The 11,878-nt window shown below is 44.0% G+C and carries 13 protein-coding genes and 1 tRNA gene; 7 read left to right on the top strand and 7 right to left on the bottom strand.

The genetic code is table 11. The features are described from left to right. Positions 1–5 precede the first annotated feature (5 nt). From J5W02_RS13240 to J5W02_RS13210, 7 genes are all read left to right on the top strand, one after another. Positions 6–80 (top strand) — tRNA-Cys (locus J5W02_RS13240). 165 nt (positions 81–245) lie between these two features. Continuing rightward, positions 246–905: an N-acetylmuramoyl-L-alanine amidase gene (locus J5W02_RS13235; protein ID WP_255575760.1), complete on the top strand. Its 660-nt coding sequence runs from the start codon at positions 246–248 to the stop codon at positions 903–905. Between the two features lie 67 nt (positions 906–972). Further along, positions 973–2,343, top strand: coding sequence for a DNA repair protein RadA (radA, locus tag J5W02_RS13230; RefSeq protein ID WP_219966157.1), 1,371 nt, complete (start codon positions 973–975; stop codon positions 2,341–2,343). A gap of 256 nt (positions 2,344–2,599) precedes the next feature. Further along, the gene (locus J5W02_RS13225; protein WP_219966156.1) at positions 2,600–3,583 is read left to right on the top strand and encodes an efflux RND transporter periplasmic adaptor subunit; all 984 of its coding nucleotides are present in this window, start codon (positions 2,600–2,602) and stop codon (positions 3,581–3,583) included. Beyond that, positions 3,576–4,766 (top strand): ABC transporter permease, encoded by a 1,191-nt coding sequence (locus tag J5W02_RS13220; RefSeq protein ID WP_219966155.1) that lies wholly within the window; start codon positions 3,576–3,578, stop codon positions 4,764–4,766. Before J5W02_RS13225 ends, J5W02_RS13220 begins: the two co-directional genes overlap by 8 nt. Positions 4,767–4,770: 4 nt before the next feature. Next, positions 4,771–5,520, top strand: coding sequence for a YvcK family protein (locus J5W02_RS13215; RefSeq protein ID WP_219966154.1), 750 nt, complete (start codon positions 4,771–4,773; stop codon positions 5,518–5,520). Positions 5,521–5,640: 120 nt separating this feature from the next. Further along, positions 5,641–6,666 (top strand): tyrosine recombinase XerC, encoded by a 1,026-nt coding sequence (locus tag J5W02_RS13210; protein WP_255575759.1) that lies wholly within the window; start codon positions 5,641–5,643, stop codon positions 6,664–6,666. Between the two features lie 18 nt (positions 6,667–6,684). Here the strand turns inward: J5W02_RS13210 and J5W02_RS13205 are convergent, their stop codons facing one another. The 7 genes from J5W02_RS13205 to yajC all read right to left on the bottom strand — a co-directional run bounded on the left by J5W02_RS13205 (position 6,685) and on the right by yajC (position 11,769). Then, positions 6,685–7,578, bottom strand: coding sequence for a tyrosine recombinase (locus tag J5W02_RS13205; protein ID WP_219966153.1), 894 nt, complete (start codon positions 7,576–7,578; stop codon positions 6,685–6,687). 19 nt (positions 7,579–7,597) lie between these two features. Next, positions 7,598–8,245 (bottom strand): stage II sporulation protein M, encoded by a 648-nt coding sequence (locus tag J5W02_RS13200; protein ID WP_219966152.1) that lies wholly within the window; start codon positions 8,243–8,245, stop codon positions 7,598–7,600. A 68-nt stretch (positions 8,246–8,313) separates the two neighbouring features. Further along, positions 8,314–9,123 (bottom strand): pyrroline-5-carboxylate reductase, encoded by an 810-nt coding sequence (gene proC / locus J5W02_RS13195; RefSeq protein ID WP_255575758.1) that lies wholly within the window; start codon positions 9,121–9,123, stop codon positions 8,314–8,316. 228 nt (positions 9,124–9,351) lie between these two features. After that, positions 9,352–10,710 carry a thioether cross-link-forming SCIFF peptide maturase gene (gene scfB, locus J5W02_RS13190; RefSeq protein ID WP_219966151.1) on the bottom strand — a complete coding sequence of 453 codons (1,359 nt, stop codon included), beginning with the start codon at positions 10,708–10,710 and terminating at the stop codon, positions 9,352–9,354. 73 nt (positions 10,711–10,783) lie between these two features. Next, positions 10,784–10,930, bottom strand: a complete 147-nt coding sequence (scfA, locus tag J5W02_RS13185) for a six-cysteine ranthipeptide SCIFF (RefSeq protein WP_081928276.1) — start codon at positions 10,928–10,930, stop codon at positions 10,784–10,786. 70 nt (positions 10,931–11,000) lie between these two features. Next, positions 11,001–11,420, bottom strand: coding sequence for a TIGR04086 family membrane protein (locus tag J5W02_RS13180; protein ID WP_219966150.1), 420 nt, complete (start codon positions 11,418–11,420; stop codon positions 11,001–11,003). 70 nt (positions 11,421–11,490) lie between these two features. Continuing rightward, complete coding sequence (gene yajC / locus J5W02_RS13175; protein ID WP_255575757.1) at positions 11,491–11,769, bottom strand: preprotein translocase subunit YajC; 279 nt, start codon at positions 11,767–11,769, stop codon at positions 11,491–11,493. Between the last annotated feature and the right edge of the window lie 109 nt (positions 11,770–11,878).

The raw sequence follows: 11,878 nt of genomic DNA, 5'->3' as shown, positions 1-11,878 counted from the left end.
TTTTTGGCGTCATAGCCAAGTGGTAAGGCATGGGTCTGCAAAACCCTGATTCCCCAGTTCAAATCTGGGTGACGCCTCCAAAAGACATGAAGAAGTCCGTAAAGCAGTTTTCTGTTTTACGGACTTTTTTAATATCGATATCACCCCATGCATATAGATTGCATGGGGTGATTGCATTGAATGAGAAAGAAGCAAAAACATATTTTATACCGATAACTGTTCTAATTTTATGCTGCCTTGCTTTCTTGCTGCTTTCCTATATCTCTTACAATAAAATTGATAAGATGGCTTTGGCATTGGCGCAAAAACAGAACCCGACTATTGTGATCGACCCCGGGCACGGTGGGGAAGACGGCGGAGCCGCGGGGAAAAACTCCGCATTGGAGAAAGATATTAATCTGGCAATTGCCCTTCAGCTTGAAAAGCTCCTGCAAAGCTCCGGAACCCGGGTGGTGATGACAAGAACCACAGACATATCAGTCTGTGACGAACATCTTGGTACCATCAGAGAACGTAAAGTCAGCGACATCCACAACCGTCTGAAAATAATTGAGCAGCAGGGAGACTGTATTTTTATCAGCATCCATCAGAATCATTTTACCGACAGCCGCTACAGTGGTGCGCAGATTTTCTACTCCAAAAAAACCGACGAAAGCAAAGTTCTGGCCGAAAATATTAAAAGTCGGGTGGTTGAGCTGATTCAGCCGGAAAATAAACGGGAAACGAAGCCGGCTACCAGTTCGATCTATCTGCTTTGGAATACAAAAGTGACCGCGGTTCTGGTCGAATGCGGATTTCTCTCCAATGATTCCGAGGCGGCAAAACTGAACGATAAAGTCTATCAGCAGCAAATGGCATTTTCCATATACTGTGGATTGCTCGATTACCTTCATTCCGCAGAGTAATATCTTGTATTCGTCAACCGGTTAGGCTATAATTTAAAAAACAGAGGAAATAAGAGGAATAATAAAAATGGCTTCCAAATCAAAAAGTATTTATATCTGTTCCGAATGTGGATTTGAATCCGCAAAATGGTTCGGAAAATGCCCGGGCTGCGGGCAGTGGAACTGTATGAATGAAGAAATCAGGGAACCAGCCGTCCAGAAGAATTCGGCGGGATCGGCGCACAAGAGTACTGCTCCCGTTTCTATTAATGAAATCAGTACCGCCGAGGAAGCTCGTTACCACACCGGATTAAGCGAACTTGACAGGGTGCTGGGCGGCGGAATTGTGAAAGGCTCTTTAATTTTAATCAGCGGTGAACCGGGAATCGGTAAATCCACGATTCTCCTGCAGATTTGCGAATACCTGGGGAAATCCCTGAAAATCCTATATGTATCGGGAGAAGAGTCCAGCCGGCAAATAAAGCTGCGCGCGGCTCGTCTAGGCGTTCAGAGCGATAATCTCTATATCTTAACCGAAACGGATATTCAATGTGTTATAGAGCAAATGAGAACCCATAGACCTGACTTGGTTATGATCGATTCTATACAGACGATGAATAACACCGATTTGAATTCGTCCCCCGGAAGTGTCACACAGGTACGGGAATGCACCAATGCCGTGATGCATACCGCAAAAGCATTGGAGATCCCGACGATCCTCGTCGGTCATGTCAACAAGGATGGAGCCATTGCTGGTCCAAAGGTGTTAGAGCATATCGTAGATGCTGTGCTGTATTTTGAAGGTGACCGTCAGATGTCCTATCGGATTTTGCGGGCGGCAAAGAACAGATACGGCTCCACAAATGAAATCGGTGTGTTCGACATGGGGGACAATGGACTCCATCAGGTGGACAATCCTTCACTCGCCCTTCTCTCCGGAAGGCCCAAGAATGTTTCGGGAACCTGCGTCACCTGCGTAATAGAAGGCTCCCGTCCGATTCTGGCAGAAATACAGGGTCTTGCAACCACAACCGGATTTGGAAATCCAAGAAGAATGTCAACCGGATTCGATTACAACAGAATGTCCCTGCTGCTTGCCGTGCTGGAAAAACGGGCAGGATACTATTTTTCAAATCTGGACGCCTATGTCAATGTTGTTGGCGGGTTAAGGCTGGACGAGCCTGCGGCTGATCTTGCGGTAGCCATGTCGCTCGTGTCCAGCCTGAAAGATACACCCGTCAGCGACGACGCCATTGTATTCGGCGAAATTGGGCTTGCCGGGGAGATCCGTTCCGTAACCCATATAGATGCCAGAATCAGTGAGGCCGCCCGTCTGGGCTTTACGAAATGCATTTTGCCCTATCACAGCTTAAAACAGGTGAATGTCAAAGGAAACGACATTAAGCTGATCGGCGTCAAAAGCGTGCGGGAGGCGTTTGAGGCTTTATCTGGTTGCTGACAGGAGCCCGCGGAGTTACCTTGATGCAGTGCACACAGCCATCGCCGGTATAATTGGTAATTGCAGAGGGCATTTCCAGACTGCAATAGCCGTCATGCTGATAAATACAGTCTTCATCACATTGAATGATACTCATTTATGTTCACCTCAATTATATTTTGAGGGATATGCGTGAAAATTATTCATTGCATTGCTTAAAAATGAACTAATATTTTCCCTCTTCCATCACAGAATAAACAGGAATGGGGGAATGAGAATGAAGAAGTATGTAATGCTATTTACCTTTACGCTTATAATGGCCGTGGGAATTCTCACATGGGGTATTTTTTCTCGAAATTCCGTGGTTCCGGTCAGCATTGTAAAGGTAAACCCAGTTACAGTCGAAAATTCTGTAACTTGCAGCGGCAGGGTAGAACGGGTGTCTATGCGGAATGTTTATACACCGTCTGCGGCTTTTGTCAGTCGGGTATTTGTACAATTGGGGGACAAGGTCGCTCAGGGACAGCCGTTAATGGAAATCCAGGTACCTTCAGCCAATACCGGCGCAAGCGATTCCTCCGATTCTGATTCGGACGGAACATATGAAAGTCTTCTGAATCAATACAGCGGACAAAATCAGGTTACCACAAAAACAATTACCTCTCCTTACGAAGGAAAAATTACATCCTTATCTGTCACCAATCAAGGCTATGTTCAGGCAGGTACGCCGGTAGCCGTTATTTCTGACAGTTCGGACATGCTTCAGATCCGACTTTCAGTAAATGAATCCCAGATTTCCGAAATAAAGCCGGGACAAAAGGCGGTGATTACCGGAGTAGGTTTTAAAAATACCGCTTATGCAGGAACCGTCAAAAGCATTTCCTCTGAAGCGAAACAGGTAGTGTCCACTACGGGGCAGGAAACGGTGGTAGAGGTAATCGTCAGCGTTGAAAAGCCTGGAAGCGATATAAAACCCGGATATACCGCAAAAGCGAAAATCATTACTTCTCAAAATCAGAATGTGCTTATTGCGCCCTATGACGCCGTCAGAGCAGATAAAGAAGGAAATGAGTATGTATTTACATTAAAGGATAAAAAGGCACAGAAGACCCCTGTGATAACAAAAAGAGAGTTTGATGATGGATTTGAAATTACAAGTGGTTTGTCCGGAAATGAAGAAGTCATTGCAAACCCGGATTCCGTTTCAAACGGGACTCATGTAATCCTAAAAGAAGAAGGAACGGTGAGTTCCAATGGTTGATTATGTGAAATCCGCGTTTCAGAATTTGGGAAGAAAACGGGTGAGGACGGCCCTGACGATACTGGGGATAGCAATTGGCGTGGCCTCCGTTGTTATCATTGGGAATATCAGCCAGTGTGGAACAGCCGCCCTCAACAACGAGCTGGAAAGTCTTGGATTGAGCGGTCTGACCATTTCTTCGTCGTCGGAAACTGCGGCTGCGGTTTCTTTAAATGAAAATGATCTCAGCATCATCAAACACTGTGAAGAGGTGGAGCAGGCGGCTCCCGTGATGGTGGAAAGCACGGATATTTCTGCCAGAAAGCTCAGCACCAAAGCTCTGGTGTGGGGAATAGATACCAATGCAAGTCAGATTATTTCCATTAACCTTCTATATGGCCGTCTGTTTAACACGGAAGATATCAGCACAAGCGCAAACGTATGTTTGGTAGATGAAGCCTTTTCGAAAAGCACCTATATGAGAAGCAATATTATTGGAAAAACAGTGTCCATTATGAACGGAGGAGTGGAAGAAAACTACAAGGTAATCGGTATTATTAAAACCGGAAGCGGTCTCTTGCAGAATATTATTGGAAATTATATTCCTACCTTTGTTTATGTTCCGTATACCACGGTTCAGACTGTGTCCGGAAGAGATGATTTTGACCAGATTGTGGTCAAAATCAAATCGGGTGGGAATGTGGAAAGCATCGGAAAAACAATTGTGGAAACCTTGAACCGTAACAACGGTACAACGGATGCGTTTGTATCCAATAATCTCGCCAAGCAAAAGGACAGCCTTACCAATATGCTGGGGATTATTACCTTAATCCTGTCTGCGGTTGGTTCTGTATCTTTGCTTGTAGCCAGTCTGAGCATTATGACTGTCATGCTGGTTTCAGTCAATGAACGAACCAGAGAAATCGGAATCAAAAAAGCAATTGGAGCCAAGCGGAGTTATATTATGCTGGAATTTATGTTCGAGGCAGTACTGATTTCGCTGATTGGCTGCATATGCGGCATTGCGGTCGGATATATTGTTTCTTTTGCCGGTGCTGAGTATTTTGGAATGCAGCTCAGTACAAGAACGGATATTATGTTTCTTGCAGTGGAGTTTTCTGTTGCGTCCGGCACAATTTTCGGCGTTTATCCGGCGTATAAAGCATCACGGCTCAAACCCGTTGATGCACTCAGACAGGAGTAAGAACATGCGTTTTATTAACACTCCGAATCTGCCGGAGTTGGACGTGGCTTTATCGGCCATGTCCGGTACATATCCCACCATCACCGACGCGCTCAGAGCGCGGAAAATAGAAATCATCAACGTAATGCCGTGCAAGGCACTGAGTGAGCCGGTGTTCGATCACGCTGACATGCTTCTGCATCATCTTGGCGAAAATCGAATCATAGTGGCAAAAGGGGAAGAGGATTTAAAAAGGAAACTGGAACAATTGGGTTTTCAAGTGATATATTCGAACATATGTATTTCAAAGCTTTATCCTCAGGATGTCAAATTAAACTGCGCCAGAATTGGCAGCCGCCAGATGATAGGCAATCGTAAAACGATGGACGCAGCGATTCAGGAATTTTGTGCCTGCAATCAAATAGAAATGATAAATGTAAAACAGGGGTACGCAAAATGTTCCACGGTTGTTGTAGATAATAATTCCATCATTACTGCAGATCCGTCCATTGCAGAGGCAGCAACAAATGCGGGAATAGACGTTTTGAAAATTACGCCTGGCTATGTAAAGTTAGAAGGATACAAATACGGTTTTCTGGGCGGAACATGCGGAATGATTGCAAAAGGAAAACTCGCGTTTACCGGCAGTATTCAGAGCCATCCGAATTATGATGAAATAAAAAAATTCTGCGATCAAAAGAATGTGGAACTGGTTTCTTTAGTAGAAGGCCCGTTGTTGGATATTGGAGGAATCCTTCCGTTAAAAACCGTATGAAAGCAGAAAATAAAAAGAAATCCTTGACGATCCCCTGAAAAAACAATATAATTATACAAAATAAAAATTTTGTATAATTAAGGGGACTAAAAAAATCAAAGAAAGGATTTGTTGAAGCTTATGAAATCAGAAATAAAATCCGAATGGATGTCCGAAGCGCCGCCAATTATCAAAGAATTCTTAGGATATGTTGGAACAATCAAAGGTAAATCTCCGAAAACCGTTGATGAATATTATCTTGACTTGCGTACATTTTTCAGGTATATTAAAAAATCGCGGGATCTTGTTCCGCCGGAGACCGATTTTGAAAAGATCGGAATCTCCGATGTCGATCTCGATTTCATTAAAACCATTACATTGACGCATGTTTTTGAGTACATGAACTATCTGTCAACGGAGCGCCACAACAAAGCTTCCACCAGGTCCAGAAAAGTTTCCAGCCTGCGTACTTTTTTTAAGTACTTGACAAATAAGACCGGGAAACTGGCTTTCAACCCGGTGGAAGAGTTGGAAACTCCAAAGCAAAGAAAATCTCTTCCGAAATATCTGACACTGGAGCAAAGTCTGGAGCTTTTATCAAAAGTAGACGGACCCACCAAAGAACGGGATTACTGCATTTTAACGCTGTTTTTGAACTGCGGCATGCGTCTGTCCGAGCTTGTCAGCCTGAATCTGAGCGATGTCCGGCGCGGCACTTCGACGGTTCGGATTGTCGGTAAAGGCAACAAAGAACGGATTGTCTATCTGAACGACGCCTGTCTGGATGCGATTGACCGTTACATTAGAGTTCGGCCCAACAATGCATTGATTGATAAAAACGCCTTGTTCATCAGTAAGCAGAAGAAACGCATTAGTCCCAAGACCGTACAGTATTTGGTTAAAAAATATCTGTCGGAAATTGAGCTGGGCAATCTTTCCGTACATAAGCTCCGCCATACTGCCGCCACATTAATGTATCAGCACGGTCATGTAGATATCCGGGTTCTAAAGGATATTTTGGGACACGAGAATTTAGGCACCACCGAAATTTATACGCATCTGTCTGATGAACAAATGGCCAATGCGGCCAAGGCAAATCCTCTGTCAAAAGTAAAGCAGCGCAGCTCCGTTGATTTAAAAAAGGCAATAAAAAAAGAACCGGAATAACCGGTTCTTTTTTTATGGTTAACCCAATTTAGCCCGCGGATGACAGTTGTTATACACCTTTTTAAAATGATCGTTCAGAAGATGTACATAGACCTGTGTGGAAGAAATATCGGCGTGGCCCAGCATCATTTGAATGTCCTTCAGTTCCGCTCCGTTTTCCAGCAGATGCAAAGCAAAGGAATGACGGAGTGTATGAGGCGTAATTTCTTTAACGATTCCCGCCTTTTCCGCGTACCCTTTTACAATTTTCCAGAAACCCTGACGGGTAAGCCGGTGGCCGTTTAGATTTGTAAACAGTGCCTGTCCCCCATCCGGCGTAATAATTAAGTTTCTGACTCTGATAATATATTCCGATATTGCGCTGACTGCCGTTGAATAAACAGGAATCAGCCGTTCATTTTTTCCGTTTTTGCAGTTCAGCATTCCTGTGTGGATGTTAATATCCTGTATATTCAGATCCACCAGTTCGGACGCCCTGATTCCGGTGGCATAAAGCAATTCGAGCATTGCTTTGTCTCTGCAGCCTTTCGATTCCTGCGTATCCGGCTGGGACAGTAAAAGTTCAATTTCCTTGCCAGTCAGAATCTGCGGCAGTTTTTTTACCGTTTTCTCCAGTTTTACAGCTTTTGCAGGATTACAGTCAGTTTGGCCGCTGATAATCAGGTACTGATAAAAACACCGGATGGAAGCGATGTTCCTGGTAATGGTGGCGTTTGACTTTTTCAATTCCGTCAGTTTTGCAACATATGTATTCATAAAGTCGGAGTCCACCTTGGTTGGGTCATCGACCCCGTTTTCATCCAGAAATAATAAAAAATGCCCAACGTCTCGGATATACGAATCCAATGTATTTGCAGATACAGCCTTTCTGTTAATCAGATAATTGCTGAACTCCGAACAATAGTCCTTCATTTGTTCTATCCCCTCTATTTTAAAAAGAAAACATACCCGCAAAACATCCTGAAAAAACAACGTCAATAACCGCAGCTAAAAAGGCAATCATCAGAATCACGCCGAAATTCAGCAGATACGGTTTCATTTTGGGTGGGCTGATTGTCCCTCTTTGGGACGCAACACTGCACGATGCAATCATCCGGGAAAACCGTGTTCCCTCTCTGGCCGCAAGCAGAATTGCAAGGCAGCACACAAACGCCCCGGGCAAAATAACCACTAGATTAAACAGTACACCCCAAAACCCATACGCAGCGTACAGAAATCCGGATGTCAGCCCAAGGCCAAAACCGCGAAAAAAAAGAACCGCAGGGATGAGAAACATCCCCCACATCGAAAGGCCGCAGAGAAAACAAACCAGTATAAAAATAAAGGATGATGCAAAAGAGGCGGAAAATATGGAGATAATCGGCTGTACCGCCCTTGCTTTATAATTGCTGTAAAACAGAAAATCCAATTTATTCAATGCGGTGAAATCCGCATTTCTGGCAAAAACCGCTCCAAAAATCATCCCAATAATCAGAGAGAGCGAAAACAGCACCAGAACATAATTTTCACGCAGTGCGTTCAATAGAAGTCTGCTGTTTATAACCGGTCTGTGCCGGAAACTATGTTTTACAACAATCATACTCAAACATCCCCTTAACAATATAAGGATATATTTATAAATGTATGAGAATGATTTGTGTTATATGATTACTTGCCCAGTTCTTCCGCTCTTTTTGTACAGGCCCTCATGGCTTCGTCCACCGTTTGTTCAAAATGATGCTCATAAAAAACATCCAGCGCTTTTAAGGTCGTTCCGCCGGGAGAAGAAACCATTTTAATCAGATCATCCGGTGTCAGCTCCGGTTGTCTCAGCATTTCCGCACTGCCCTCCAGTGTCTGGCAGATCAGCTGCAAAGCGGTGTCGGCGGCGATACCCTGTTTGACGGCGCTGTCCAGCATTGCTTTGGCAAACAGGTAAATATAAGCAGGACTGCTGCTGTTAACTGAAATGACAGCGTTCATCTGACTTTCATCTAAAACAGTGACCGTGCCGCAGGCACTGAATAACGATAAAACCAGCTGAAAATCTTCATCTGCAACATTGGCAGTTCTGCTCAACGCAGTAGCACCCTTGCCGATCAGAAGCGGCGTGTTGGGCATGGTTCTGATTACCGGGCAGCCGCAGTCAAGGCTGCGAACGATGTATTGGGTTGAGATGCCCGCCGCAATGGAAACGAATAGAATCTTCTCATTTACAGCCGGTTTCACAGCAGTCAGTACTTCTGCAAAATTCTGCGGCTTGACCGCCAGAAAAACAATATTACATTTCTCAATCAACTGTCTGATGGAATCCGCGGCTTGAATGCCGGCTTTTTGCTTCAGGGCTTCACACTTTTCCGGGTTGATATCAAAAACGTAAATCTGCTGTGCCGGAAAGGTGCCCGTTGCAACAATACCGTTAATAATAGCGCCTGCCATATTGCCGGCGCCAATAAATCCCAGTATTTTATTACTCAAAAAAAACACCTGCCTTGTAACTATATACTATAATACATTTTGCTTCGCATAGCAATACAAAAATATACACGAAACCCATTTTTATGCATTTTTGAGTAAATTTATGTGGATTGCATTATGTAAACTGAATAAATATTATGTAAATAATATTATGTTAACTTAATGCATAAAAATTCGCACGCTTACATTTTTGAAGCAAGCGTGCGCCGCTTTTGTACTGTTCAGTTGTTAATCGGCCATAGCCGCCTTTATCATAATGGCGCATTCCAAACGCTTTTTCTCAAGATCACATGAAATTTTATGGGCCTTGTGGATATCCCCTTCATACTGCTGATTGTTAGCGTTGCAGCCGCCGCTGCAATAAAATTTGGCCCAGCAGTTTCTGCACTCCGGTTTGGAGTACACGTTGGCAAGCGCGAAGGAATGCTTCATTCCAATATCCAAAGTACCGTCCATGACATTGCCCATCTTAAAGCTGTCATCCCCCACAAACTGATGACAGGGGAAAATATCTCCCTCAGGCGTTACGGCAACATACTCATTGCCGCAGCCACAGCCGCGAAGACGTTTAATTGCGCACGGCCCCTGGTCTAAATCCAGCATAAAATGGAAAAAGTTAAATCCCTTTCCTGCCTTCTTCTTTTCAATGATCGTATTTGCAAGACGATCATACTCTTCAAACACGCGGGGTAAATCCTCTTCTTTTATGGAATAATCCAGTTTCACGTCCGATACAACGGGTTCAACGGAAATCTGGTCAAAGCCAAGGTCAGCCATATGTAACACATCATTTGTAAAATCAAGATTGTGTTTTGTGAAAGTTCCGCGGGCGTAGTAATCCTTATCTCCCCGCGTAGCGACCAGCTTTTGAAACTTTGGCACAATCGAATCGTAACTTCCCGTACCATCAGCTCTGACGCGCAGGAAATCGTTCACACTCTTTCTGCCGTCGATGGAAAGCACACAGTTGGACATTTCTTTATTAATAAAATCGATCTTGTCATCCGTTAATAAAATGCCGTTGGTCGTTATCGTGAACCGGAAATTTTTGTTATGTTCCTTCTCTATGCTGCGGGCATAATTTACAATTTGCTTGACAACCTCAAAGTTCATGAGCGGTTCTCCGCCGAAGAAATCGACCTCAAGGTTATGTCTTCCAACGGATTTTTCAATCAAAAAATCAATCGCTTTTTTACCCACTTCAAAAGGCATCAGCATCCTGCCGCGGCCAAAGTCGCCCTTCGCGGCAAAACAGTACTCGCACCGTAAATTGCAGTCGTGTGCAATATTCAGGCACAAGGACTTTACCGGAGCATCTTTCATCATTTCAGCGAATTTTCCGTATTCGTCGGAAGAAAACAGCTGACCGATCCGATACAGCTCTTTCAGTTCTTCGTAGGCTTCATGAATTGTCTCCTCATCATATTTGCCTTTCACAGCGTCCAGCAGTTCTTTCGGCGGATTTTCCGGTACACTGTCATTTAAGTAGTCCAGCATATCATATGGCGCATCATTAAAGAGATGAACTGCTCCGCTGTTGGTGTCAAGTACGATATGAAAACCGTTCAAGGAATACTTGTGAATCATGTATTTTCTCCATTACACAAAATTTAAGGGACATTTCTGTCCCTTAAGGTTTGAAATTGAATTCCAAATTAATTTATCTGCCGGCGTTTTCGCACTTCTGATTTGCAACAGTGCAGGAAGTTTTGCAAGCGGACTGGCAGGACGCCTGACATTCACCGCAGCCGCCTTTTACTGCGCTTTCCTTTAAGTTGGCTTTATTCAAAGTTTTAATCTGTTTCATTTTTGAAACCTCCATTTAAATATTTCTTTTGCTTCACGATTATATCACACTAACAGGAATAATGAAAGTGTTATTTTACTTTTGAGTTCTTGCTGACTGCAAGCAGCCCGCCGATTGCACCGGAAATAACCATTACAAGCATTCTGATTCCGGCCGTTAAGGAAACCGGTTCATGAGAAGCAATTAAGCCGGAAACGAGAAATAACGCAAACAGCAGCAGGCCGGACAAAGCACCGTAAGCCAAACCGCGTTTGTGAGAGATTTTGGCCGTAACAAAACCGGCTGCGAAAGAACTGAGTACGGACAATCCAAGCATCATGGGTGAAATCAGATTCTGCGGGATATGTCCTGCCGATACGAAAGCCAAGGCAAAAGCACCCAGAAGGGCAGCACACAAAACTGCTCCGACTACAGTGCCAAGGATGATGGAGCGCAGCGCTCCGAATACCGGATTCTCGTTTAAGTGCTTCAAATGTTTTTTGCTTTTCATTACCAGCGCCCCCTCAAATATCTAATAAATAGATATTCAGAGAGCCGTGAAGATATACTAATATTTCAGCTTATTCAGCGTCTGCGTGTATCGTATCGATGCTGCCGATTGCCCAACGCTTAATACGCATTTTCACGCGGTCCGTACCCGTTTCAATCACAATTGTGTCAGAATCATCTTTAATGCCGACTACTCGTCCGACAACTCCGCCGATTGTGGTAATTTCGTCACCGATCTGCACATTATTGCGCATTTTTTCTTCATTCTTCTTTTTCTTGGACTGAGGACGAATTCCAAAAAAATAAAAAGCGCCGATAATAGCCGCGTAAAGGAGGACGATTGTCCACATATTGCCTCCGGACGCAGCAGTGGTTCCTGTCAAAGTGTTAAAATTCATTATAGAACTGCACCTCCATTTTAATAATATGATTATATCAACTTATTCGTCGTCTTGCAAG

The organism is Caproiciproducens faecalis, assembly GCF_019448085.1.
Classification (GTDB): Bacteria; Bacillota; Clostridia; order Oscillospirales; family Acutalibacteraceae; genus Caproiciproducens; species Caproiciproducens faecalis.
The sequence above is the reverse complement of the archived record's forward strand: the minus strand, read 5'-3'. Positions and strand labels throughout refer to the sequence as shown.

Excerpts from the sequence above, each read along its gene's own strand:
- yajC (WP_255575757.1), bottom strand. The coding sequence starts at position 11,769 with ATGTGGACAATCGTCCTCCTTTACGCGGCTATTATCGGCGCTTTTTAT.
- J5W02_RS13210 (WP_255575759.1), top strand. The coding sequence starts at position 5,641 with ATGAAATCAGAAATAAAATCCGAATGGATGTCCGAAGCGCCGCCAATT.
- J5W02_RS13220 (WP_219966155.1), top strand. The coding sequence starts at position 3,576 with ATGGTTGATTATGTGAAATCCGCGTTTCAGAATTTGGGAAGAAAACGG.
- scfA (WP_081928276.1), bottom strand. The coding sequence starts at position 10,930 with ATGAAACAGATTAAAACTTTGAATAAAGCCAACTTAAAGGAAAGCGCA.
- J5W02_RS13215 (WP_219966154.1), top strand. The coding sequence starts at position 4,771 with ATGCGTTTTATTAACACTCCGAATCTGCCGGAGTTGGACGTGGCTTTA.
- J5W02_RS13205 (WP_219966153.1), bottom strand. The coding sequence starts at position 7,578 with ATGAAGGACTATTGTTCGGAGTTCAGCAATTATCTGATTAACAGAAAG.
- J5W02_RS13180 (WP_219966150.1), bottom strand. The coding sequence starts at position 11,420 with ATGAAAAGCAAAAAACATTTGAAGCACTTAAACGAGAATCCGGTATTC.
- J5W02_RS13200 (WP_219966152.1), bottom strand. The coding sequence starts at position 8,245 with ATGATTGTTGTAAAACATAGTTTCCGGCACAGACCGGTTATAAACAGC.
- J5W02_RS13225 (WP_219966156.1), top strand. The coding sequence starts at position 2,600 with ATGAAGAAGTATGTAATGCTATTTACCTTTACGCTTATAATGGCCGTG.
- radA (WP_219966157.1), top strand. The coding sequence starts at position 973 with ATGGCTTCCAAATCAAAAAGTATTTATATCTGTTCCGAATGTGGATTT.
- scfB (WP_219966151.1), bottom strand. The coding sequence starts at position 10,710 with ATGATTCACAAGTATTCCTTGAACGGTTTTCATATCGTACTTGACACC.